Below are 23,616 nucleotides of genomic sequence, written 5' to 3'. Positions count from 1 at the left end.
ATACAATGGCAACAAAATTTCCATCATTTAACCAGGGTCTAGCTCAGGACCCTACAACCCGACGAATATGGTACGGAATAGCTACCGCTCACGACTTTGAAAGTCATGATGGTATGACCGAAGAAAAGCTTTATCAGAAGCTTTTCTCTACACATTTTGGTCATCTCGCTATAATCGCCCTCTGGGTAGCTGGTAACTTATTTCATATTGCTTGGCAAGGCAACTTCGAGCAATTTGTACTTGATCCAACTCATGTTCGTCCTATTGCTCATGCTATTTGGGATCCTCATTTTGGATCTGGTATCACAGAAGCAATGACACAAGCAGGAGCTAGTGGTCCAGTAAACATAGCTTACTCAGGTCTCTACCATTGGTGGTACACAATTGGAATGAGAACTAATGAGCAACTCTTCCAAGCTTCAATATTCATGAGTATTTTGGCTTGTTGGACTCTGTTCGCAGGTTGGTTACACTTACAGCCAAAATTCAGACCCTCTCTAGCTTGGTTTAAAAATGCCGAGTCAAGATTAAATCATCATCTAGCTGTCTTATTTGGTTTTAGTAGTATCGCTTGGACAGGTCATTTGGTTCATGTTGCTATACCTGAATCAAGAGGACAGCATGTAGGTTGGGATAACTGGTTAACAGTGCTTCCACACCCTGCAGGTTTAGCTCCTTTCTTTACTTTAAATTGGGGAGCTTACGCTCAAAATCCTGATTCTTTAGATCAAGTATTTGGAACAGCTGAAGGAGCTGGAACAGCAATATTTACTTTCTTAGGTGGTCTTCATCCTCAAAGTGAGGCATTATGGCTTACTGATATTGCTCATCACCATATTGCGATTGGAACAGTTTTTGTAATTGCTGGTCACATGTATAGAAATACTTTTGGTATTGGACATAGCCTTAAAGAAATTACAGAAGCTCATAATACAAGACACCCTAATGACCCTCATAAAGGTAGTTTCGGAATTAACCACGATGGAATATATGAAACCGTAAATAACTCATTACATTTCCAACTTGGACTAGCATTAGCATCACTTGGTGTAGCAACTTCTCTAGTGGCGCAACATATGGGTGCACTTCCTTCTTATGCTTTCATTGCAAGAGACTACACTACACAATCTGCTTTATACAGTCATCATCAGTACATAGCAATGTTCTTGATGGTTGGTGCTTTTGCACATGGTGCTATTTTCTTTGTTAGAGATTACGATCCAGAATTAAATAAAGATAATGTACTAGCAAGAGTGCTTGGAACAAAGGAAGCTTTGATAAGTCACCTTAGTTGGGTAACAATGTTGCTTGGATTCCATACTCTTGGAATTTATGTTCATAACGATGTTGTTGTCGCTTTTGGTAATCCTGAAAAGCAAATTCTAATCGAGCCAGTATTTGCTCAATTTGTTCAAGCTGCTCAAGGTAAGATGATGTACGGCTTTAACGCTTTATTATCCGATCCTACAAGTTCAGCAACTCTCGCAGCTAATTCATTACCAGGTAATCATTACTGGATGGATCTTATCAATAGACAAGATGCATTAAGTGCTTTCTTACCTATCGGCCCAGCAGATTTCTTAGTTCACCATGCTATCGCTTTAGGTCTTCATACAACTGCATTAATCCTTATCAAAGGTGCACTTGATGCTAGAGGAACAAAATTAATTCCTGATAAAAAAGATTTAGGTTATGCTTTCCCTTGCGATGGACCCGGACGCGGAGGTACTTGTGATAGTTCATCTTGGGACGCTATGTACTTAGCTATGTTCTGGGCATTAAATTTACTAGCATGGGTAACTTTCTACTGGCATTGGAAACACCTAGCAATTTGGCAGGGTAACGTAGCACAATTTAACGAATCAGGTACTTACCTAATGGGTTGGTTCAGAGATTATCTCTGGTTAAACTCTGCTCAACTTATTAATGGATATAATCCATTTGGAGTAAATTCTCTATCTCCTTGGGCTTGGATGTTCCTATTCGGTCACTTAGTTTGGGCTACTGGTTTCATGTTCCTAATATCATGGCGTGGTTACTGGCAAGAGTTAATTGAAACATTAGTTTGGGCACATCAGCGTACTCCAATTGCTAACCTTGTTGGCTGGAGAGATAAGCCAGTTGCACTTTCAATTGTTCAAGCTAGATTAGTTGGACTAGCACATTTCACGATTGGAAACATACTTACATTTGGGGCATTTGTTATCGCATCTACTTCAGGTAAGTTTGGTTAAATTTCCCTTAAATAATTTAAATCACCACATTTGTGGTGATTTTTTTTGTTTAATTTTAGTGTTCTAAATTAAGTTAAAATTGTTTAATTATTATTAAATATAAATGCCAGATATAAAACAATTAATTTCTATTATCGTCCCCGTTTTCAATGAAAGCGAGAGTATTGGTCTTTTATTGGATGAAGTTATAAATGTGATGTCTTCTAATAAATTTAATTTTGAATTGATTGTTGTAAATGATGGTTCTAAAGATAATACTCATGAAGTATTAAAGCAACTAACTCTCAAAATTAAGGAATTGTCAGTAATTTCCCTTCGCAAAAATTATGGTCAAACTGCAGCAATGTCAGCTGGCTTTGATAATTCTAAGGGCGATATTGTTATTACTTTGGATGGTGATTTACAGAATGATCCAAATGATATTCCTTTATTAATTTCAGAAATTAATAATGGTTATGATTTGGTTTGTGGTTGGAGGTTTGATAGAAAAGATAAATTAATTAATAGAAAGATACCATCAAAAATAGCGAATAAGTTAATAGCTCACGTAACAGGTTTGAAGTTGCATGACTATGGTTGCTCATTAAAAGCTTTTAAGAAAGAAATAATAGAAGATATAAAGTTATATGGGGAACTTCACAGGTTTTTGCCCGTTTTAGCAAATATTGAAGGTGCAAGAATCAAAGAAATTAAAGTAAATCATAGGAGCAGGCAATATGGATCTAGTAAATATGGAATTGATAGAACTTTTAGAGTTTTAATGGATTTACTAACTGTTTGGTTTATGACTAAATTTTTAACAAGACCGATGTATGGATTTGGTTTTGTTGGAATTATAAGTATTTTCTTTAGCCTTGCGATAAGTTCTTATTTGATAGTTTTAAAAATAATGGGTGAGGATATTGGAAATCGTCCGTTGCTGATGTTTGCATTAATATTAGGAATTGCTGGAGTTCAATTATTTAGCTTTGGATTATTGAGCGAACTTTTAATTAGGACATATCATGAAAGTCAAAGTCGTCCAATTTACAGAATTAGATCAATAAACAGTGCTAAGCAAAATTGAATGTTTACTTGAACTGTCTTATTAATAAAGCTGAAATTTCAACGACTTCAGGAGAAATATCTTTTAAGCCTTTTCGTAAAATTGGTAATGTTGATTTATCAGCCAATTCTTCCGCAATTTTTAATGCCTTTAACTTATTTTCTGTATCACCCTGAAAAAGACTAATCATTTTATTTCTTTGAGAATTTTTATAAAATACTGAGTACTTTTTTTCTTCGTGATTGTATAAATAACTATTTTTTTTAGATAGAAATTTATTATTACTTTTTTTATTTTTCTTTAATTTAATAGTATTTAAATTGCGTTGATTTATTAACTTTTTAAAGCTTCTTTTTTTAAAAACTAGAAGTAATATTCCTATAAAAATAATAAGTAAAATTGCGAAAAAATTTAACATGTAAAAAGTTAATAATTTTTATATCATCCAGTAATAAAATTAACATTATTTCGCTGATAAATACTAAAGTGTTTAAAGATGTTTAAAGAACTATGCCATCTGATTTACCAAGTCTTTTACCCTCAATTTTTGTTCCATTAATTGGTATAGCAATGCCTGCTGTTTTTATCGTATTGATTGGAAGATTAATTACAGCAACTGAATAAATTATCAAACACTAAACTATTAAAAAAATGAGCGACTTTCAAAAATCATTCTCTGAATCAACAAGTTCTATTAAGTTTGATGAGAAATACATAGATACTTCTGTACAACCAAATGATATTGGCGTAGCAGAACAATGGGCAGTAAAAACAGTTGCTGATCCTTGTGTCGGTAATTTAGCTACTCCAGTTAATAGTGGTTATTTTACAAAAGCCTTCATAAATAATTTACCTTTTTACAGAGAAGGTATTTCCCCAAATTTTAGAGGTTTAGAAACTGGAGCAGCTTTTGGATATCTTCTATACGGACCTTTTACCATGACTGGCCCATTAAGAAATTCTGAATTTGCTCTAACAGCTGGACTTCTCGCTACTATTGGAGCTGTTCATATTTTGACAGCACTTTTTGTTCTATACAATGCACCTGGTAAAGCACCTAATGTTCAACCTCCAGATGCGACTGTTAATAATCCGCCAAAGGACTTATTTACAAGAGCTGGTTGGGCTGATTTTACAAGTGGATTTTGGTTAGGAGGATGTGGAGGAGCTGTTTTTGCTTGGTTACTTGTTGGGACATTACACTTAGATACCATAATGCCAATCATTAAAAATATTTGGACTGCTGGTTAATTTCTAAATAAAAGAATAAGTAATAATTTAATTTAAAATTTTAGGGTGAGCTTTATAAATTAACGTATAGTGCGGTCCCATCTATAATTTCTAACTACTCTTCCTGCGGAAATAAGTTTAGATTCATAATGCAATGAGATTCTATCATTAGACTTCTTTAGGGTATCTAATCCTATTCCATTTCTGCCAAAATCTTTTCCAGAGCTATGGTAATAAAATCCGTCTCCTTTGTAGATTCCAATATGATCACATTTTTTTTCATTTCCAAAAAATAAAAGATCGCCAGGTCGTATAGCCGCATACGATTCTTTGTAATAAAAAAGGTGCTTACAAAAACTTTTTATTTGAAAAGAGTCTCGAGGTATATAAATTTGATGCTTTAAAAAAGCAGTCTGAATTAATCCAGAACAATCAAAATTCGGTCCTAATGTACCTCCCCAAAGATATTCATTATTTAACTCAGATTGATCCTTGATCCATTTTAAAATTGAGTTAACTTTATCTTTTATAAAGAAATATTCATTTTCTAAACTCTTATTTTTTTTGAATTCGTATTTCTCAATAATTAATCCATCTAAATTTATCCAACACACGTAACCATCTTCATATAGTTGAACTAGTATTCTTGAAAATTTATGGTTGTTTTGAATAATATTTGGATAAATAAGCCTAAAAATTCTATTTTTAAATATTTCAGTAACTAATTTATCTTCTGTTTCATTTTGATATCCCGAAATATTAACTTTTAATTTCCACCAAATAGTTTTTGAAAAATTAGTTTGTTTAAATAGTGAGATAGGATTTTTATCATTTTCCATACAATGTCCTTTTACTATTTAAGTGAAGAGATGGGTCTAGCCTTAAATGATATTTTAGGGAGAGTATGCTCTTATAATAAAGATTATTCAAGTGAAGATATTGCCATAACTTGGATTAATTATAAAAGTGTAAATAAAGGTGTATTTAAAGGTTTTGGTACTGGCATAAATAATAAAAAAATGGTTTACCCTGCCAGCATAGTCAAGTTGGTTTATGGTCTTGCTACATATTATTGGATTAAAAAAGGAAATTTATTATTATCGGATGAAATTATTTATGCTGTAAGGAAAATGTTATCTTTCTCAAGTAATAATGCAACAAGCTTCTTAATTGATTTACTTACTGGAACAACAAGTGGACCTTGCATTGAGGGCGAATCCTGGGAAAATTGGAAATATCAAAGAAGTATAATAAACGATTGGCTACATGATTTACATTGGGAGGAATTGAGTGGTTTAAATTGCTGTCAAAAGACCTGGGATGATGGACCATTTGGTCGTGAAAAAGAATTTTATGGAAATAATAATAAAAATAGAAATGCCATGAATTCTGATTCGGCTGCAAGGGTTTTGGAGGAAATTATGATTCATATTGATTATCAAAAAAATGATTTAAATTTGCGAAGTTTTTTAAAAAGAAATTTAGATAAAGTTGTTCTTAAAAACGATTCTCTTAATCAAATAGATGGTTTTTTGGGTGCAGGCTTACCAGAAAGTATTAATCTTTGGAGTAAAGCAGGCTTAATGTCAGAAGTTAGACATGATTCTGCTTGGTGGACTAATAGTCAATCTCTACACACTTTATTAGTTGTTTTTTGTGATGGTGAAAAATATTCTAAAGATTCTTCTTTCTTACCATTAATATCAAAAGAAGTATATGAATTTAATAAAAAATATACTTTTAGGGACTAAATTGAATCTTCTAAGAAATTAGAATCTAATATGTCAGTATATGCTTCATAAGGCAACATCATTATTTCTTCAAACTCTAAATCATTCATAATCCATTCTCTATATTCAGCTAATAAACTTTTTCTATCTTCATTATCTAATTCATAAATACGCAACGCTGTATCTTTAAAATTTTCTTTAATTAAATTTTCAATTTCTTTCCTCTTCATTTTATGTTTGTTCTCCTTCCAAAATTACTCTTCTTATTGTTGACAACGCAATTCCTGTTTGTGATCTGATTGATCGATAAGAATATCCTTCATTACGCAATCTGATTACTAAAGATTCTTTTAGAGGACTTATTTTGGGCCTTCCTCCCAAATTATTTCCAGATAATTTTCTGCGTAATAGTTGTTCTTTTTTTCTTTCACCTAAACTTTTGTCTTCTAAATTATCTAATTCATATAAAATCTTAAAAATTGAAGAATTTGCATTAGAAGATTCATTAGCAGCAAAAAAACCAGTCAAAGTTCGCAATTGAATATCCTTATTAATAAGTTTATTTATTGTTATCAAACATTCTTTTTTATTTTTAAATGCTCGATCAAGCTGAGTTATTATTAATTGATCGCCTTTTGATAAGGAATTTATAGCTTTATTGAGTTGGGGTTTGATTTCTTCATCTAAACTTATAAATTCAGAGAACACTAAACTGCAACCTTCTTCCTTCAAAATTTTTATTTGTTCTTCTAAATATTCATATTCGTTATTAGTAGCTCTAGCATAACCTATTGCTTTAGAGTTTTTACTTTTTTCCGATAATAAAATACGTTTTCTTTTAAATTTAAAAGTCAATGTTTTATTACATATATTTTTTACTGTATCAAAAAATAATTAAAAAAACACTTTTTAGTACAAAATAGTCTTGCTGGTAAAAACTTCAGTACTGTATCTTTAAGATTAGTATGTTCTGATATCTGTATTAAAAATTATGTTATGAAATCTGATTCAATTTTAGTTAATGAAACAAAAACGTTGTGTGACGAGTAAATTTAATTAAGATTTTCTAAATTGCAGAAGGATTAGTTGAATTCATTTATTTACTTCTTTTGAATGAGCTTTGTATTTGAAATTATAAATAGTTAATTCACCTTGTTTTTAGTAAAATAAAATTAAAGGTCAAGAAGATTTAATGTGACTAATAATCCTAATAGTTTAATTTCAAAACCTGAATGGTTAAGGGTCAAAGCTCCACAAGTTGAGCGAATTGGTAATACTGCAAATTTATTAAATGATTTAAATCTCAATACCGTATGTCAAGAAGCAAGCTGTCCAAATATCGGCGAATGTTTTGCTAGTGGAACTGCAACTTTCCTCATAATGGGTCCTGGTTGCACTAGGGCATGTCCATATTGCGATATTGATTTTGATAGATCTAAGAGAGACTTAGACCCTACTGAACCATATCGTTTAGCCGAAGCTGTTTTTAGAATGAAGCTTAAGCATGTTGTAATCACATCAGTTAATAGAGACGATCTTGAGGATGGTGGCGCATCTCAATTTTTTCAATGTGTTCATCAAATAAGAGAAAAATCTCCCGAAACTACTATTGAGCTTCTAATACCTGATCTTTGTGGTAACTGGAAAGCGCTTGAAAAAGTTCTTGATTCAAATCCAAACGTTTTAAACCACAATATTGAGACTGTGTCTTCGCTATATAAAAAAGTAAGACCTCAAGGCAAATATGAAAGAACTCTTGAGTTGCTTAAAAGAACCAGAGACTATTCTCCCAAAATTTATACAAAGTCAGGCTTCATGCTTGGTTTAGGGGAAAAAGACGACGAGGTCTTAAGTTTGCTTAAGGATTTAAAAAGTAATTTCGTTGATATTGTTACTATTGGCCAATATTTATCTCCTGGCCCTAATCATTTACCTGTTAAAAGATTTGTAAGTCCTACAAAATTTAACTATTTTAAAGCATTAGGGGAAAAAGATTTAAACTTCATGCAAGTAGTTAGTTCTCCTTTAACTCGTAGTAGCTATCATGCTGAAGAGATTCAAAAACTTATGAAAAAGTATCCAAGATAGTTATATTCATTTATTTGGATCTACCCACTCATTTAATTTCCATTCAACTAGATCATTTTTAATCATTGGATCATTCTTAATTATTTTTAGTGCATTTCTATAATTATTCATCTCAAGAATAAGTAATCCGCCGTCACCTGGCCTATTTAACTCATCTACCAAAAAGCCACTTTTTATATTAATTCCCTCTTTTTTTAATTTTTTTACCCAATCAATATGTTCGTTAATTATTTTTCGTTTTAAATCATTATTAATTAAGTATTCTTTTTTTATAATTTCAGTTTTTACAAAGAAAGGCATTTACATTTTTTTTATACCTATCATCTCTTCTTCGCTTGGGGGAACAATCAATTTGAAAGTACTCTTAAAATGAGACCAATTTTCAATTATTTTGGCAGCCTTTAAGCTATTTGTTTTTGCTTGATATTCTCTAATAATTTCCAATAAGATTTTTTCCTGCTTTGATGAAGTTATTTCATGAATGCTTACTATTTCTTTATTTACTTTATTATTTAAATCATTATTTTCATCGATTATGAAAGCTATTCCACCAGTCATGCCCGCACCAATATTCCTTCCTGTGGAACCTAGAATAACAACTTTCCCACCAGTCATGTATTCACAACAATGATCACCTGCTCCTTCTGTTACCGCTGTAGCACCACTATTTCTAACCGCAAATCTTTCTCCCGATTTTCCTAATGCAAATAATTTTCCACCTGTTGCTCCATAAAGACAAGTATTACCTAGGATGACTTGTTCGGAAGAGATTTCATTTATTTTTGGTGGAATTATTGTGAGTGTTCCTCCATTCATTCCTTTACAAACATAATCATTAGCTTCTCCGATTAATTGGACATTCATTCCCTTCAATAAAAAGGCACCAAAGCTTTGTCCTGCATATCCTTTGAAATTTAAGTTGAGTTCGCCATTGAAGCCAGTATTGCCGTGAAGTTCTGCGATTTCGCCTGATATTTTCGCACAAACACTTCTATCTGTATTTTTTATCTCAATTTCTTTGGTTAATATTGCGTGATTTTTAATTGAATCTATAAATTTAGTATCAGACAAAAACTCGTCTTCTAATACAGAACCATTACTATGGGCAGTTTTTAAGTGTTTTAACCATGATCTATCAGGGGTTGAGTGTTTATTTACTAAAGAAGAAAGATCAATATTAGAAGTTTTTGGAAGATCGATATTTCTTGCAGAAAGAAATTCTTGATTACCAATCAGTTCTTCCATATTAGAGACACCGATACTACTCATTATCTGTCTTACTTCTTCAGCAATATACAAGAAAAAATTTACGACATTTTCTGGAATACCTTTAAATCTTTTTCTTAATTCTTCTTTTTGAGTGGCAACTCCAACAGGACACTTGTTTGTATGACAAACCCGAGCCATTATGCATCCTTCAGCAATCATCGCTACAGAACCAAAACCGTATTCTTCAGCACCTAGTAAAGCTGCAATAACTACGTCCCAGCCTGTTTTAAGACCTCCATCAGTTCTCAAAATTACTCTTTCGCGTAAGTTATTCTCTAAGAGAGATTTATGAACTTCAGCAACACCAAGTTCCCATGGTAAACCTGCATGTTTTATAGAACTCAGGGGTGACGCACCTGTACCTCCGTCATGACCTGATATTTGAATTACATCTGCATTAGCTTTGCTTACTCCAGCGGCAATAGTGCCTATACCAATTTCAGAAACAAGTTTAACGCTTACTTTCGCTTTTGGATGAACTTGGTGTAAGTCGTGGATAAGTTGAGCTAAATCTTCAATTGAATAAATATCATGATGCGGGGGAGGAGATATCAAAGCTACTCCAGGTTTACTATTTCTTAGTTTTGCAATGTAAGAATCAACTTTTGGACCAGGTAATTGTCCACCCTCTCCGGGTTTTGCACCTTGAGCCATTTTAATTTCGAGTTGTTTACCACTTCTTAGATATTCAGGTGTAACTCCAAATCTTCCTGATGCTATTTGTTTAATAGCGGAGCATGCGGTGTCTCCATTCTTTAAGCCTTTAATAAATGGCAATGTCGCTGACTGAGTATTTTCATCGATATCATTTAAAATATTAAAACGAGCTGGATCTTCTCCCCCTTCTCCACTATTACTTTTTCCACCAATTCTATTCATTGCAACTGCTAAAACTTCATGCGCTTCTCTGGATAAAGCACCTAAACTCATTCCTCCAGTACAGAACCTTTTGCAAATTGATTCAACACTTTCAACTTCCTCTAATGGAATACTTTTTCTTTTTGAATTAATTGTTAGTAAATCTCTAAGAGATGTTGTAGGTCTATTACTAATAAGTTTTTTGTAAGTTTCAAAATGATCGTATCCTGGCCCTTGTTTTACAGCTGCATGTAAAACTTTGGACATCTCTGGGTTATTGGAATGATATTCTCCATTATTTCTAAATTGTACAAATCCTAAAAATTCTAATTTCTTTAAATCGATCTCTGGATAGGCTTTCGTATGTATTGAAAGTGTTTCATTAGTTAATTCTTTTAATGTTATGCCAGCGATACGACTTGTTGTACCATCAAAAGCAATTCTTATTAAGTCAGATCCAAGGCCTACAGCTTCAAAAATTTGTGCACCATGGTAACTAGATAAAAGTGAGATGCCTATTTTTGAGAGAATTTTTCTTAGACCGTCTTCTAGAGCTTTTTTAATATTTTCTTGAACATCAACTATTGATAATGGATTTATTTTTTTGCTATCAATCAGTTTTTGTATTTTTGGATGTTTTAACCAGTGTCTACCTGCTTCGAAGGTCAACCAAGGGCAAACTGCACTTGCTCCATATCCAATTAAACAAGCTAAGTGATGTGTGCTCCAACATTGACCGGTCTCAATTATTAGAGAAGCTTTTAGCCTGATTTCTTTTTTAAGAAGATAATGATGAATTGCTCCAACAGCAAGTAAAGGAGGTATGAAAGTCTTTTTAGGATTAATTCCCTTATCAGAAATGATAATTAAAGAGCAACCTTCTTTTATAGAAAGCTCACTCTGTTTACAGATTATTTTTAATTGGTTCTCTAAGCCTTGAATACCTTCCTCTAAATCAAACAAACTTGAAATTGTCTGAGATTTAATTTTTGATTTTTTGATGGAAATGAGTTCTTCTTCATTTAGAATCGGACTTTGTAAATGAATAAAAGGTTTAGCATCTTTAATTTCAAATGGTGTGCATCTTTCTCCTAGATGCATCTCTAAACTCATTACAAGTTTTTCTCTCAGAGGGTCAATAGGAGGATTTGTAACTTGCGCAAATCTTTGCTTGAAATAGTCATATAAAATATGTGGCTTTGAAGAAAGCACTGCTAACGGGATATCGTCGCCCATGCAATAGGTAGGCTCTTTAGCTAATGAAGCCATTGAATCCAAGATAAGATCATTATCTTCAGCTGAAAAACCATACGCAGTTTGTTGTTGTAATAACTCAAGGTCTTTTAGTTTGCAGTCCTTAAACCATTCACTATGCTCAATTTTTATAGTTCTATTAATTAGGAGATTTTTATAATCATGTCTTTGCGCCGCTTCAGATTTTACCTCCCAATTTCTGAGAATTCTATTTTGATGCAAATCAACTGCCAACATTTGACCTGGTCCTAATCGACCTTTTTCTATCACTCTTTCATCTTCAAGATCTACTACTCCTGTTTCGGAACCCATTATTACAAAACCATCATTTGTGATTGAATATCTTGCTGGTCTAAGACCATTTCTATCAAGCGTTGCTCCTACAAAATTTCCATCTGCAAATACAAGGAGAGCAGGTCCATCCCAAGCTTCTTGTAGGCTTGCAGAATACTCATAAAATGACTTAATGTCTTCCCTTTTCTCAAGTTCTGGTTGATCTCTAAAAGCTTCAGGAACAAGTTTTAATAATGAATCAGTTATTGGTTGGCCTGAGCGAATATTAATTTCAAGGGTTGCATCAAGATTTGATGAATCACTTTTATTTACATCTACAATAGGCTTGATTTCATGAGACAATTCTCCCCAAAAATCATCTATATGTTTTTCTGAAGCTTTAGCCCAGTTGATATTACCTAATAGAGTATTTATTTCCCCATTATGCCCTAGAAATCTCATAGGTTGAGCTAGTGGCCATTTTGGGAGAGTATTGGTACTAAATCTACGATGATAAACAGAAAATGAAACTTTAAAACTTTCTTCTTTTAGATCTTGATAAAACTCAGATAATATTTCAGAACGAACCATGCCTTTATAAACAACCGTTTTAGAACTTAGTGAGGCAAAATAAAATTCACAATCCCCAACATGGTTTTTGAAAGTTGCTCTTATTTTTTTCTCAATTCTTTTTCTTAATTGAAATAAGAGCCTCTCAATATCCTGGTGTTCTTTTTTATCTATATATAAAATCCACTGACATATGAATGGAGCATTTGCTTTAGCTAAAGGACCTAATATTTTATTATTAACAGGTACTGTTCTCCAAGATGTTTTGTTGACTCTTAATTGTTCTGCTTCTTCATCACATATTGATTTACATACTTCAATTTTCTCTTTTTTATTAGGCATGAAAACCATGCCTAAACCTCTATGCAATTCTTGAGGAATTTTTAGATTCATTTCATCTTCAATGTATTCCCATGGAATTGAACATAAGATGCCAGCTCCATCTCCTGAATCACTATCTCCTCCACAACCCCCTCTATGCTCCATGCAGTTAAGGCCTTTCAGGGATTGTTTTAAGATCCAGTTGCTTTCTATTCCTTTGATATTTGCTATGAAACCAACTCCACACGCATCTTTCTCACCAATTATTCCATTTGGGGAATAACTATCTTGATATGGTCCATCGATTCTTTTGATACTCTCTCCCATAGATTATTTAATTCTATTTAGTTATTTATGTATTTCTATTATAAAAATAAATATGAAAATAAATCTAAAAATAATGAATATTTACCAAAGAATTTTAATTTGACAAATTTTAAAAAAAATATAATAAAAAACTTTTGGTTGGTGCTCGTAAAAGGTTATGATAGTGAAATGTTTATTTTTATCTAAATATAATAGATGCCCACCATCTCACAATTAATAGGTTCAGAAAGAAAACGTCTGACAAGGAAAACAAAATCTCCTGCATTAAAAGCTTGCCCTGAGAGAAGAGGGGTTTGTACCAGAGTCTATACATCAACACCTAAAAAGCCTAATTCAGCCTTGAGAAAAGTTGCAAGAGTGAGATTAACTTCAGGTTTCGAAGTAACGGCTTACATCCCTGGGATTGGACATAATTTGCAAGAACACTCTGTAGTGCTGCTTAGGGGGGGAAGAGTTAAGGATTTGCCAGGAGTTAGATATCATATAATAAGAGGAACTTTAGATACGGCTGGAGTCAAAGATAGACGTCAATCCAGATCTAAGTATGGAGCAAAAGCTCCAAAAGATTAATTTGTAAACATCACTTTCTAAAAAAATGTCACGTCGTAATGCAGCAGTAAAAAGACCAGTTCTTCCAGATCCTCAATTTAATAGTCGTCTTGCTTCAATGATGATTTCTCGATTGATGAAGCATGGTAAAAAATCTACAGCTCAAAGGATATTGTCTGATGCTTTTTCCTTAATAAGTGAGAGAACAGGTGGCAATGCAGTCGAATTATTTGAAACAGCTGTTAAAAATGCTACTCCCCTTGTTGAAGTAAGAGCTAGAAGAGTTGGTGGTGCCACATATCAAGTACCTATGGAAGTACGCCAAGAGAGGGGTACAGCTATGGCATTAAGATGGCTTGTTACATTCTCACGTGCCAGGAATGGAAAAAGTATGTCTCAAAAACTTGCTGGTGAATTGATGGATGCAGCAAATGAAACTGGAAGTGCAGTTAAAAAAAGAGAAGACACTCATAAAATGGCTGAAGCTAATAAAGCTTTTGCTCATTACAGATATTAATTTCATCAAAAAGGTACTTAAGTAGTTTATTATTAATGAAGTTTGCTTTTAGGGTGAACTATACTTATCAAAAATTATTTTATTTGGAGCTTTAAAATTGGCACGCGACTTTCCCCTAGAACGAGTAAGGAACATAGGTATAGCCGCTCATATTGATGCAGGGAAGACTACAACTACTGAAAGAATTTTGTTTTATTCAGGTGTTGTTCACAAGATAGGAGAAGTACATGATGGTGCTGCTGTAACAGATTGGATGGCTCAAGAACGAGAAAGAGGAATAACTATTACTGCTGCAGCAATATCTACAAGTTGGCAAGATCACAGAATTAATATTATTGATACTCCTGGACACGTTGACTTTACTATTGAAGTTGAAAGATCAATGCGAGTCTTGGACGGAGTTATAGCTGTGTTTTGCGCAGTTGGGGGAGTTCAGCCTCAATCCGAAACAGTTTGGCGTCAAGCAGATAGATATTCTGTTCCGAGGATGGTTTTTGTTAATAAAATGGACAGGACTGGTGCAGATTTTTTAAAAGTTAATAAACAAATTAAAGATCGTCTAAAGGCAAATGCACTCCCAATTCAGCTACCTATAGGAGCTGAGGGTGATCTTACAGGCATTATTGATTTAGTCGCTAACAAAGCATATCTCTACAAAAATGATTTAGGTACTGATATTGAAGAAGCACCAATTCCATCTGAAATGAAGGAAGAAGCTTCTGAGTGGAGATTAAAGTTGATGGAAAGCGTCGCAGAAAATGATGAAGAGTTAATTGAAATTTTCCTTGAAACAGGAGAATTGTCCGAAGAACAACTCAAAAAAGGTATTAGGGAAGGTGTTTTAAAACATGGATTAGTTCCTGTTTTGTGTGGTTCAGCTTTTAAGAATAAAGGAGTCCAACTTGTACTAGACGCTGTAGTTGATTACTTGCCTGCTCCAGTTGACGTAAAACCAATACAAGGTGTTTTACCAAGTGGCAAAGAAGATGTTAGACCTTCAGATGATAATGCTCCTTTTAGTGCATTAGCATTCAAAGTGATGTCAGATCCCTATGGGAAATTAACTTTTGTAAGAATGTATTCAGGTGTTCTCTCTAAGGGAAGTTACGTAATGAATTCTACTAAGGATGCTAAAGAGAGAATTTCTAGATTAGTGATTCTTAAGGCCGATGAAAGAGAGGAGGTTGACGAATTAAGGGCTGGGGATTTAGGAGCTGTATTAGGTCTTAAGAACACAACAACTGGTGATACTTTATGTAACACAGAAGATCCAATAGTTTTGGAGACATTGTTTATCCCTGAACCAGTTATTTCGGTAGCTGTTGAGCCAAAAACAAAAGGCGATATGGAAAAATTATCCAAAGCTTTAACTGCTTTGTCTGAAGAGGATCCAACCTTTAGAGTAAGTACAGATCCAGAGACAAATCAAACTGTTATTGCAGGTATGGGTGAGTTGCACTTAGAAATCCTTGTTGACAGAATGTTAAGGGAATTTAAAGTTGAAGCGAATATAGGCGCTCCTCAAGTTTCATATAGAGAGACTATTAGGTCCAGTTCTAAAGGTGAAGGTAAATACGCAAGACAGACTGGAGGAAAAGGTCAATATGGTCATGTAATCATTGAAATGGAACCTGCTGAAGTTGGTAAAGGTTTTGAATTTGTAAATAAAATCGTTGGAGGAGCTGTACCAAAAGAGTATATAGGTCCTGCATCAAATGGAATGAAAGAAACTTGTGAATCAGGTGTACTTGCCGGTTATCCACTCATTGATGTAAAAGTAACACTAGTCGATGGTTCATTCCACGATGTAGACTCATCTGAAATGGCCTTCAAAATTGCAGGTTCCATGGCTTTTAAAGACGGGGTTAAAAAATGCAATCCTGTCCTTTTAGAGCCTATGATGAAAGTTGAGGTCGAAAGTCCTGATGACTTCCTTGGATCTGTAATTGGTGATCTCTCTTCTAGAAGAGGTCAAGTAGAAGGACAATCTGTTGATGATGGATTGTCTAAGGTACAGGCCAAAGTGCCCTTAGCCGAAATGTTCGGCTATGCCACTCAACTCCGATCAATGACTCAAGGTCGGGGTATATTTTCAATGGAGTTCGCAAATTATGAGGAAGTTCCTCGTAATGTTGCTGAAGCTATCATTTCCAAGAATCAGGGCAACTCCTGATCTCTAAACTAAAACACTCTTAAACCCTCGATTCTTTAATTCAAAATGGCTCGCGAGAAGTTCGAAAGGAACAAACCACATGTCAACATAGGTACTATTGGCCATGTTGATCATGGAAAAACAACACTTACTGCTGCTATTACAAACGTATTAGCTAAAAAAGGTCAAGCTCAAGCTCAAGACTATGGAGACATTGATGGTGCTCCTGAAGAAAGAGAGCGTGGTATTACAATTAATACAGCTCATGTTGAATATGAAACTGAAGGCAGACATTATGCTCATGTTGATTGCCCAGGACATGCTGATTATGTTAAAAACATGATCACAGGGGCCGCCCAGATGGACGGAGCTATTCTAGTTTGCGCAGCTACAGATGGTCCTATGGCTCAAACAAAAGAGCATATTCTTTTAGCTAAACAAGTTGGAGTTCCTGCTCTTGTTGTTGCTCTCAATAAGTGCGATATGGTCGACGATGAGGAAATTATTGAACTTGTCGAAATGGAAATTAGAGAACTTTTAGATAGTTATGACTTCCCTGGAGATGACATTCCTATAGTTCAAGTTTCAGGTTTAAAAGCTCTCGAAGGTGATTCTACTTGGGAATCAAAGATTGAAGAATTAATGAAAGCAGTTGATGCTAGCATTCCTGAACCTGAAAGAGAAGTTGACAAACCATTCTTAATGGCAGTTGAAGACGTTTTCTCGATTACTGGTAGAGGAACTGTTGCTACTGGAAGAATTGAGAGAGGTAAAGTTAAGGTTGGAGAAGAAGTAGAAATAGTTGGAATAAGAGATACAAGAGTAACTACTGTTACTGGAGTCGAAATGTTCCGAAAACTTCTTGATGAAGGTATGGCTGGCGATAATGTTGGTTTACTTTTACGTGGTGTCCAGAAAGAAGATATTGAGAGAGGAATGGTTCTTGTTAAGAAAGGATCTATTACCCCTCATACTCAATTTGAAGGAGAAGTTTATGTTCTTAAAAAAGAAGAGGGCGGAAGACATACTCCTTTCTTTGCAGGATATAGACCTCAGTTCTACATCAGAACAACTGATGTGACAGGTCAAATAACCGCATTTACCTCTGATGATGGCTCTAATGTTGAAATGGTTATGCCAGGAGACAGAATTAAGATGACTGGGGAATTAATTTGTCCAGTAGCTATTGAACAAGGTATGCGATTCGCAATCCGTGAAGGTGGACGTACTATCGGTGCTGGAGTTGTTTCTAAAATACTCAAGTAATATATTTGAATTTTAAAAATTTAACCTCAATCATCTAATATAGATACATGGACAAGGGTCATTTAATAAATGACCCTTCAATAGAAGTTATTTGAAATTATGACTGCATCAATAGCACAACAAAAAATAAGAATAAGACTCAAAGCATTTGATAGGAGAATGCTTGATCTGTCTTGTGACAAAATAATCCAAACTGCTGATACTACTTCTGCCTCAGCAATAGGTCCAATACCTCTACCTACAAAAAGGAAAATTTATTGTGTCCTTAGATCACCACATGTCGATAAAGATTCTAGAGAGCATTTTGAAACAAGAACACATCGAAGAATCATCGATATCTATAGTCCCTCTGCAAAAACTATTGATGCTTTAATGAAGCTAGATCTCCCTAGTGGTGTAGATATAGAAGTTAAACTTTAATTAATCCCGAAACCGCCCTAAATTGATTAGTATAAAAACATTTAAATGAGGTTTAGATGGGAGAACTCTCAGTAAGGGAACTACCTTTATTTCCTTTGCCGGAAGTGGTCCTTTTTCCTCAAGAAGTATTGCCTTTACATATTTTTGAGTCGAGATATAGGATTATGCTCCAATCTGTTCTTGAAAGTGATTCTAGGTTTGGAGTCATTAAGTGGGACCCAACTACAAAAACTATGGCTAACGTGGGATGTTGCGCGCAAATTATAAAACATCAAACTGCAGAAGATGGGAGAAGTAATATTATCACTCTCGGACAACAAAGATTTCAAGTCTTAGAAATTACACGTTCGACGCCGTTTTGCTCCGCGATGGTTAGTTGGATTAATGATGATAATATTGATGACTTACAAAAAATAGATTCACTAAAAGATTCAGTAAAAGAAGCTCTTAGTGACGTTATTACTTTAACAAGTAAATTAACTAATACTAAGAAAAATCTACCTGATAAATTACCTGACAACCCAATGGAATTATCATTTTGGATAGGAGCTCATTTGGGCGGTCCTGTTGCGGAAGAACAGCAAAGACTTCTTGAGGAAAGAAATACTTTTACTCGTTTGCAAAGGGAATATGAAATGCTGGATCATACAAGAAAACAACTTGCAGCAAGAACCGCATTGAAAGAAAGTTTCCCTGATATAAAAGAAAATTAAATGATTGAGTTATTATTCCCTTTTTTTTTACTAGTTTTATTCTTTCTGGTCCTATTTATTATCTGGAGAATTAATGCTAGAAAATATATTTCTTCCAGTACAGTAGCTTCCGCATATGATGCTTGGACGCAGGATAAATTACTTGAGAGATTGTGGGGAGAACATATACATTTGGGTTTTTATCCTTCAGGGAAAAAAAATATTGATTTTAGAAAAGCTAAAGCTCAGTTTGTTCATGAATTAGTCAAATGGAGTGGTTTGGATAAATTGCCAAAAGGATCCAGAATACTCGATGTAGGTTGTGGTATAGGGGGAAGTTCTAGGATTCTTTCAGAATATTATGGGTTTAATGTTACAGGCATTACAATTAGTCCGGCTCAAGTTAAAAGAGCAAGAGAACTTACTCCTTTTGGACTTAATTGCAACTTCCAAGTTATGGATGCATTGGATTTATCATTTGAAGATGGATCATTTGATGCGGTCTGGAGTGTTGAGGCAGGAGCTCATATGAATGACAAAACTAAGTTTGCAGATGAAATGCTTAGAATTTTGAGACCTGGAGGATATTTGGCATTGGCTGATTGGAACTCAAGAGATCTAAAGGCATATCCCCCATCATTTTTGGAGAAGTTAGTCCTTAAACAATTACTTGAACAGTGGGTACACCCCAATTTTATAAGCATTAACCAATTCAGTAATATTCTTAGAATTAATAAAAATAGTGCTGGAAGAGTTATTTCTGAGAATTGGAACTCTTATACGAATCCTTCTTGGTACGACTCAATTTATGAAGGCATTCGAAGACCCTTAGCAATTTTGTCACTTGGCCCATTTGCGATAGTAAAGTCGATTAGAGAGATTCCAACGATATTACTAATGAATTGGGCATTTAGAAAAGGTTTAATGGAGTTTGGAGTTTATAAATGTAGGGGATAAATTAATCTAGTTCAACATTTTCAGAAAAATAATTTCCAAAATCTACGAAGTTTTTGCATAATGGCTTTAAATTATTTTTTAAATCGACTAAATTTTTTATATTATTTTGATTATTTATTTCTAAATCAATATAAATTATGTATTCGCCTAACTCTCGTTTTGATGGTCTAGATTCAATTTTACTCATATTAAATCCAAAATCTGCAATATAATTTAAAGCTTCTAGTAAAGCGCCAGGTTTATTTGAGATTAATGAAAAAGCAAAACTTGCAATATTAGCTGGACTAAAATTTGATTCTTTGCTCAAAATGACAAATCTAGTACAGTTTCCTGGGACATCATTAATAGGAAAGGCTAATTCTTTAAGTCCTTCAATTTGAATTAATGATTTTGAGCCGATAGCTGCTCTAAATTTACTTCCTTTTACCATATTGACAGCTTCTGATGTTGAATTTGTTGGAAGAGGAATTGCATTTGGGAGATTTTCAGATAACCATTCAGAACATTGAGCTAATGCTTGAGGGTGAGATAATACTTCTGAAATCATTGAAAGTTCTCCATCGCTAATTAACGCATGTTTAATAGGTAAAACAATTGCTTTATTGATAAATATTTCAGGAAATTTCCAGAGGGCATCTAAAGTGGCTGTGACTCCGCCTTCTACAGAATTTTCAATAGGTACTACTGCAGCATCACAATTGTTGTAGGCAATTGATTTAATGACCGAATGTAACCCATTACATGGTACAAATATAGGTGTCTGAAAATTGGCAAGCTTTGATAATATATGAGCTGCTTTTTCTGCATATGTCCCTTTAGGACCTAAATATGCAACTTGTTTGCGCATGATTGATTGTAAGAAAAAAAGAGATCAAATAAGCATTGGAGGGTTATAGAAAATGCTATTATCTTTTGATGCTAAACAGAAATTAAAGCTTTCTGTAACACGAAATAAAAAATATCTTTCTCAATATCTTTTGGAAGAAGAAAGAGTTGTTGGAGCAATGCTAGACTCCAAAAAATTAGTACCTGAGGGAGAAGGTAGATACAAGTATACAGTAACAAGTTTTAAGGTTTTCCAACTAGATATTAACCCTGTTGTCTCAATTGCGGTAGAGAATAGAGATGGAATTTTAAGAATGAGTGCCCTTGATAGTAAATTGGATGGTTTGGGAATTGTAGATGACTTTAATCTTATTTTGAAAGCGAATTTGGAAGCAACCGATGTTGGTTTAGAAGGCGAGGCACTTCTTGGGGTATCTGTAAGCCAACCCCCTCTACTGAAGCTGGTACCAAAGAAAATTTTGGAATCTACTGGTCATTCGGTATTAAATGGAATTCTATTGGGTATAAAGTCAAGGGTTCAACAGCAACTCGTAAAAGACTTTTTAGATTGGTGTGAATTAAATAAGATTTGATTTTTTTAAAAAACTTTTCCTATGAAGTTTAGTTATTCCATTTTTTTTGATTAATGAAAGATGCTCTCTAGTTCCATAACCTTTATTTTTAAATAACAAGTATCCTGAGTATTTTTTTTCTAACCTCTCCATTAGATTGTCGCGAGAAACTTTGGCAACTATGCTTGCTGCAGCTATTGAGATAAACTTTGAGTCTCCAGAAACTATGTTTTTCTGAATTCCGTTCCATGGCCTTAATAGTAAGGGGCCATCAATTATTAATTCAGATGGCTTTTCTTTTAATTTTTTTAGAGCTCTTATCATTGAAAGTTCTGTCGCAACTCTGATACCTAACTTATCTATTTCTCTGGCCGAAGATTGCCCAATTCCATAATCTGAAGAGAGAAATAAAATTTTTGGTAAAAGTAATTTTCTTTTTTTGGGAGTTAGTTTTTTACTATCTGTTACTCCAAGTTGTTTTAAAGTAAATTTATTTTTCTCAGTTAATACGACTGCTGCTGCAAACACTGGACCAAAAATTGCTCCCCTTCCAACTTCATCTATTCCAACTTCGGATACTTTATTCAATGCTTGCTGAAGATCTTCTTCTTTTTTTTCTTGTATTGTTTAGCTCATCTGCAAGTTCAGTTTTATCCTTTTTGTCTGTAAATACAACTTCATTATTTTCATTAGTTTTATCTGCTGATTTATCTTTAGAATTTGCATTTGCTTCAACTTTAATTTGAATCTTTTCTTCTTCAGTTTTTGATATTTTTTTAATTTGTTTTTTTGTTTTTTTATTATTTAAGGGTTTTTCTTTTTCCTTATTACTTTCTTCTAAACGCACAAAATTATTGCTGGTGAGATATTCTTTACCTAACTTAATAAGGGGATTAATACCTAATTGACTGAAAACAACTTTTTCTTCATTAGTAAGATCAACTGTTATTATATTTTTTTCTTTTGAATTTGATTGATTCAAATTATCATTATCATTTTCTTTTTCTTTTTTATTAGAAGAATTATCTTTACTTAGGTCTTTGGAGTTAATTAATTCCTTGTCGATTATTTTTTCTTGCTCATAAGTTGATTGAGAAATATCTTTATCTAAAGATTTTAGATTGTTTGATTGATTAGATTTATTTTCAACATTTTTAATTTTTAAGTTAGCAATTTCGTAATTTAATATATTTTCTACGTGCCCTGTTCCATCGCATTTAGAACATTTTTTACCGAATAATTCATATATATTTTGACCCTGTCTTTTTCTGGTTAACTCTACTAATCCTAATTCAGTAAGCTGAGCTATTTGAGGCCTAGCAGAATCATCTTTTATTGCTGAGGTAAAATGCTCAAGTAACTGAAATTGATCTCTTCTAGATTCCATATCGATAAAATCTACTACTATAACTCCACCAATATTTCTTAATTTCATTTGCCTTGAGATTTCAACTGCTGCTTCGCAGTTTGTCCACAAAACGGTTTGTCTTGAGTTTGCGGATCTTGTAAATGATCCAGAGTTTACATCGATTACTGTTAAAGCTTCAGTTGGTTCGATAATAATATAACCTCCAGAAGGAAGATCTACTCTAGGTTGTAGAGCTTTTTGAATTGTTTTCTTAATTTCGTACTTTTCGAAAATATGTTGGTTTAAACTATTATCGTGAAATTCAATATTTATATCAGATTCATAATTTATTAAAAAATCTTTTGCCCTTGCAACTGAAAATTTACTATCGATAATTATACTTTTAGTTGATTCTTTAATATGATCTCTCAAGATCTTAAGAGAGAAATCTTCATCTCTTTTTACTAAATATGGCGGATTAGAGGCCTCAGAAACTTTTAGTGTATTTTCCCATTGTTGAATTAAATGTTCTAAATCTTCAATTAGAAGTTCTTCTTTTATTTTTTCAGCCTCTGTTCTAAATAATAATCCTGTACTAGGTGGTTTTATTAAAACGCCAAGAGCTTTCAAACGGCTTCGTTCAGTTTCTGTATTAATTTTTCTTGAAATATTTACTCCTTGGCCATATGGCTGTAGTATCAAATATTTTCCTGGGATTGATATACTTCCGGTTAGTCTGGGACCTTTAGATCCTGTGGGTTCCTTTATTACCTGTACTAAAACTTTTTGTTTTGGTTCTAGTAATTCAGTTATTCCAAATGTCCCTTTTTTAATTCTTAGTGGACCTAAATCTGAAACATGGATGAATCCATTTTTCTCACTTTCACCAATATTTATAAAAGCGGCATCAATGCCAGGAAGAACATTTTCAACTGTTCCTAAAAAAATATCGCCAATTTGATATTGACCTTGTGCGACGATTAATTCATCAACTCGATCATCTGTGAGTAGTGCTGCTATTCGAGCCTGCTCAGCGATGATAATTTGCTGAGACATATAGTTGATTCTGAATGATTTGGATTTTGAAAATCGTCTAGATTAGAGAATTAGATTTTATCT

Annotated in this window: 23 protein-coding genes; 14 read left to right on the top strand and 9 right to left on the bottom strand. The window is 33.6% G+C overall.

The genetic code is table 11. From position 1 onward, the window contains the following. Window positions 1–5: 5 nt before the first annotated feature. Window positions 6–2,234, top strand: a complete 2,229-nt coding sequence (gene psaB / locus HA148_RS08520) for a photosystem I core protein PsaB (protein WP_025946451.1) — start codon at window positions 6–8, stop codon at window positions 2,232–2,234. A gap of 103 nt (window positions 2,235–2,337) precedes the next feature. Next, window positions 2,338–3,300, top strand: a complete 963-nt coding sequence (locus tag HA148_RS08515; protein ID WP_209131914.1) for a glycosyltransferase family 2 protein — start codon at window positions 2,338–2,340, stop codon at window positions 3,298–3,300. 4 nt (window positions 3,301–3,304) lie between these two features. Here the strand turns inward: HA148_RS08515 and HA148_RS09595 are convergent, their stop codons facing one another. Beyond that, window positions 3,305–3,469, bottom strand: coding sequence for a hypothetical protein (locus HA148_RS09595; RefSeq protein WP_245152049.1), 165 nt, complete (start codon window positions 3,467–3,469; stop codon window positions 3,305–3,307). Window positions 3,470–3,789: 320 nt separating this feature from the next. On the opposite strand from HA148_RS09595, the gene HA148_RS08505 reads away from it, so the two are divergent. Both HA148_RS08505 and HA148_RS08500 read left to right on the top strand, forming a co-directional pair. Then, on the top strand, window positions 3,790–3,903 hold the full coding sequence (locus HA148_RS08505) for a photosystem I reaction center subunit VIII (RefSeq protein ID WP_011863629.1): 114 nt from the start codon (window positions 3,790–3,792) through the stop codon (window positions 3,901–3,903). Window positions 3,904–3,930: 27 nt separating this feature from the next. Beyond that, a complete protein-coding gene (locus HA148_RS08500; protein ID WP_025891181.1) occupies window positions 3,931–4,530 on the top strand; it encodes a photosystem I reaction center protein subunit XI in 600 nt (199 codons plus the stop codon). A gap of 59 nt (window positions 4,531–4,589) precedes the next feature. Here HA148_RS08500 and HA148_RS08495 read toward each other — a convergent pair whose 3' ends face one another. Next, window positions 4,590–5,348 (bottom strand): C40 family peptidase, encoded by a 759-nt coding sequence (locus tag HA148_RS08495; RefSeq protein WP_209131910.1) that lies wholly within the window; start codon window positions 5,346–5,348, stop codon window positions 4,590–4,592. A 3-nt stretch (window positions 5,349–5,351) separates the two neighbouring features. On the opposite strand from HA148_RS08495, the gene HA148_RS08490 reads away from it, so the two are divergent. Next, window positions 5,352–6,260: a serine hydrolase gene (locus HA148_RS08490; RefSeq protein ID WP_209131908.1), complete on the top strand. Its 909-nt coding sequence runs from the start codon at window positions 5,352–5,354 to the stop codon at window positions 6,258–6,260. Here the strand turns inward: HA148_RS08490 and HA148_RS08485 are convergent. Then, a complete protein-coding gene (locus tag HA148_RS08485) occupies window positions 6,257–6,469 on the bottom strand; it encodes a hypothetical protein (RefSeq protein ID WP_209131906.1) in 213 nt (70 codons plus the stop codon). The genes HA148_RS08490 and HA148_RS08485 overlap by 4 nt on opposite strands. Window position 6,470: 1 nt before the next feature. Further along, window positions 6,471–7,094, bottom strand: a complete 624-nt coding sequence (locus tag HA148_RS08480; RefSeq protein ID WP_209131904.1) for a recombinase family protein — start codon at window positions 7,092–7,094, stop codon at window positions 6,471–6,473. Window positions 7,095–7,433: 339 nt separating this feature from the next. Here HA148_RS08480 and lipA point away from each other — a divergent pair, with 339 nt between their 5' ends. Continuing rightward, the gene (gene lipA / locus HA148_RS08475) at window positions 7,434–8,327 is read left to right on the top strand and encodes a lipoyl synthase (protein WP_209131902.1); all 894 of its coding nucleotides are present in this window, start codon (window positions 7,434–7,436) and stop codon (window positions 8,325–8,327) included. A gap of 6 nt (window positions 8,328–8,333) precedes the next feature. On the opposite strand, the gene HA148_RS08470 is transcribed toward lipA, so the two are convergent. Next, the gene (locus tag HA148_RS08470; RefSeq protein ID WP_209131900.1) at window positions 8,334–8,627 is read right to left on the bottom strand and encodes a YciI family protein; all 294 of its coding nucleotides are present in this window, start codon (window positions 8,625–8,627) and stop codon (window positions 8,334–8,336) included. Further along, window positions 8,628–13,199: a glutamate synthase large subunit gene (gltB, locus tag HA148_RS08465; RefSeq protein WP_209131898.1), complete on the bottom strand. Its 4,572-nt coding sequence runs from the start codon at window positions 13,197–13,199 to the stop codon at window positions 8,628–8,630. A gap of 195 nt (window positions 13,200–13,394) precedes the next feature. Here gltB and rpsL point away from each other — a divergent pair, with 195 nt between their 5' ends. The 7 genes from rpsL (at window position 13,395) to HA148_RS08430 (ending at window position 19,752) form a co-directional block, all read left to right on the top strand. Continuing rightward, window positions 13,395–13,769, top strand: a complete 375-nt coding sequence (gene rpsL / locus HA148_RS08460; protein WP_025915119.1) for a 30S ribosomal protein S12 — start codon at window positions 13,395–13,397, stop codon at window positions 13,767–13,769. Window positions 13,770–13,794: 25 nt separating this feature from the next. After that, window positions 13,795–14,265: a 30S ribosomal protein S7 gene (gene rpsG, locus HA148_RS08455; protein WP_002806267.1), complete on the top strand. Its 471-nt coding sequence runs from the start codon at window positions 13,795–13,797 to the stop codon at window positions 14,263–14,265. A gap of 97 nt (window positions 14,266–14,362) precedes the next feature. Then, the gene (gene fusA / locus HA148_RS08450; protein WP_209131896.1) at window positions 14,363–16,438 is read left to right on the top strand and encodes an elongation factor G; all 2,076 of its coding nucleotides are present in this window, start codon (window positions 14,363–14,365) and stop codon (window positions 16,436–16,438) included. Window positions 16,439–16,483: 45 nt separating this feature from the next. Beyond that, the gene (tuf, locus tag HA148_RS08445; RefSeq protein WP_025923574.1) at window positions 16,484–17,683 is read left to right on the top strand and encodes an elongation factor Tu; all 1,200 of its coding nucleotides are present in this window, start codon (window positions 16,484–16,486) and stop codon (window positions 17,681–17,683) included. Between the two features lie 99 nt (window positions 17,684–17,782). After that, window positions 17,783–18,103 (top strand): 30S ribosomal protein S10, encoded by a 321-nt coding sequence (gene rpsJ / locus HA148_RS08440; protein ID WP_002807536.1) that lies wholly within the window; start codon window positions 17,783–17,785, stop codon window positions 18,101–18,103. A gap of 56 nt (window positions 18,104–18,159) precedes the next feature. Then, window positions 18,160–18,816 (top strand): LON peptidase substrate-binding domain-containing protein, encoded by a 657-nt coding sequence (locus HA148_RS08435; protein ID WP_209131894.1) that lies wholly within the window; start codon window positions 18,160–18,162, stop codon window positions 18,814–18,816. Further along, window positions 18,817–19,752, top strand: coding sequence for a methyltransferase domain-containing protein (locus tag HA148_RS08430; protein ID WP_209131892.1), 936 nt, complete (start codon window positions 18,817–18,819; stop codon window positions 19,750–19,752). Window position 19,753: 1 nt separating this feature from the next. Here HA148_RS08430 and pheA read toward each other — a convergent pair whose 3' ends face one another. Beyond that, a complete protein-coding gene (gene pheA, locus HA148_RS08425) occupies window positions 19,754–20,599 on the bottom strand; it encodes a prephenate dehydratase (RefSeq protein ID WP_209131889.1) in 846 nt (281 codons plus the stop codon). A gap of 52 nt (window positions 20,600–20,651) precedes the next feature. On the opposite strand from pheA, the gene HA148_RS08420 reads away from it, so the two are divergent. Next, complete coding sequence (locus HA148_RS08420; RefSeq protein WP_209131887.1) at window positions 20,652–21,170, top strand: DUF1997 domain-containing protein; 519 nt, start codon at window positions 20,652–20,654, stop codon at window positions 21,168–21,170. Here the strand turns inward: HA148_RS08420 and HA148_RS08415 are convergent. Then, on the bottom strand, window positions 21,156–21,773 hold the full coding sequence (locus HA148_RS08415; protein ID WP_209132219.1) for a ribonuclease HII: 618 nt from the start codon (window positions 21,771–21,773) through the stop codon (window positions 21,156–21,158). The genes HA148_RS08420 and HA148_RS08415 overlap by 15 nt on opposite strands. Continuing rightward, window positions 21,730–23,553: an Rne/Rng family ribonuclease gene (locus HA148_RS08410; protein WP_209131885.1), complete on the bottom strand. Its 1,824-nt coding sequence runs from the start codon at window positions 23,551–23,553 to the stop codon at window positions 21,730–21,732. Before HA148_RS08410 ends, HA148_RS08415 begins: the two co-directional genes overlap by 44 nt. Window positions 23,554–23,616 lie beyond the last annotated feature (63 nt).

It is taken from the genome of Prochlorococcus marinus XMU1405, from assembly GCF_017696275.1.
Classification (GTDB): Bacteria; Cyanobacteriota; Cyanobacteriia; order PCC-6307; family Cyanobiaceae; genus Prochlorococcus_A; species Prochlorococcus_A marinus_AB.
Note: the sequence above shows the minus strand (reverse complement) of the source record. Positions and strands in the feature narration are given on the sequence as shown.

Bases quoted from the DNA above. Each gene is read 5' to 3' on its own strand.
- HA148_RS08515 (WP_209131914.1), top strand. From the start codon at position 2,338: ATGCCAGATATAAAACAATTAATTTCTATTATCGTCCCCGTTTTCAAT.
- tuf (WP_025923574.1), top strand. From the start codon at position 16,484: ATGGCTCGCGAGAAGTTCGAAAGGAACAAACCACATGTCAACATAGGT.
- HA148_RS08495 (WP_209131910.1), bottom strand. From the start codon at position 5,348: ATGGAAAATGATAAAAATCCTATCTCACTATTTAAACAAACTAATTTT.
- HA148_RS08435 (WP_209131894.1), top strand. From the start codon at position 18,160: ATGGGAGAACTCTCAGTAAGGGAACTACCTTTATTTCCTTTGCCGGAA.
- HA148_RS08485 (WP_209131906.1), bottom strand. From the start codon at position 6,469: ATGAAGAGGAAAGAAATTGAAAATTTAATTAAAGAAAATTTTAAAGAT.
- psaB (WP_025946451.1), top strand. From the start codon at position 6: ATGGCAACAAAATTTCCATCATTTAACCAGGGTCTAGCTCAGGACCCT.
- HA148_RS08410 (WP_209131885.1), bottom strand. From the start codon at position 23,553: ATGTCTCAGCAAATTATCATCGCTGAGCAGGCTCGAATAGCAGCACTA.
- HA148_RS08505 (WP_011863629.1), top strand. From the start codon at position 3,790: ATGCCATCTGATTTACCAAGTCTTTTACCCTCAATTTTTGTTCCATTA.
- rpsJ (WP_002807536.1), top strand. From the start codon at position 17,783: ATGACTGCATCAATAGCACAACAAAAAATAAGAATAAGACTCAAAGCA.
- HA148_RS08500 (WP_025891181.1), top strand. From the start codon at position 3,931: ATGAGCGACTTTCAAAAATCATTCTCTGAATCAACAAGTTCTATTAAG.
- HA148_RS09595 (WP_245152049.1), bottom strand. From the start codon at position 3,469: ATGATTAGTCTTTTTCAGGGTGATACAGAAAATAAGTTAAAGGCATTA.
- HA148_RS08430 (WP_209131892.1), top strand. From the start codon at position 18,817: ATGATTGAGTTATTATTCCCTTTTTTTTTACTAGTTTTATTCTTTCTG.
- HA148_RS08470 (WP_209131900.1), bottom strand. From the start codon at position 8,627: ATGCCTTTCTTTGTAAAAACTGAAATTATAAAAAAAGAATACTTAATT.
- HA148_RS08490 (WP_209131908.1), top strand. From the start codon at position 5,352: ATGTCCTTTTACTATTTAAGTGAAGAGATGGGTCTAGCCTTAAATGAT.
- pheA (WP_209131889.1), bottom strand. From the start codon at position 20,599: ATGCGCAAACAAGTTGCATATTTAGGTCCTAAAGGGACATATGCAGAA.
- HA148_RS08420 (WP_209131887.1), top strand. From the start codon at position 20,652: ATGCTATTATCTTTTGATGCTAAACAGAAATTAAAGCTTTCTGTAACA.
- rpsL (WP_025915119.1), top strand. From the start codon at position 13,395: ATGCCCACCATCTCACAATTAATAGGTTCAGAAAGAAAACGTCTGACA.
- rpsG (WP_002806267.1), top strand. From the start codon at position 13,795: ATGTCACGTCGTAATGCAGCAGTAAAAAGACCAGTTCTTCCAGATCCT.
- gltB (WP_209131898.1), bottom strand. From the start codon at position 13,199: ATGGGAGAGAGTATCAAAAGAATCGATGGACCATATCAAGATAGTTAT.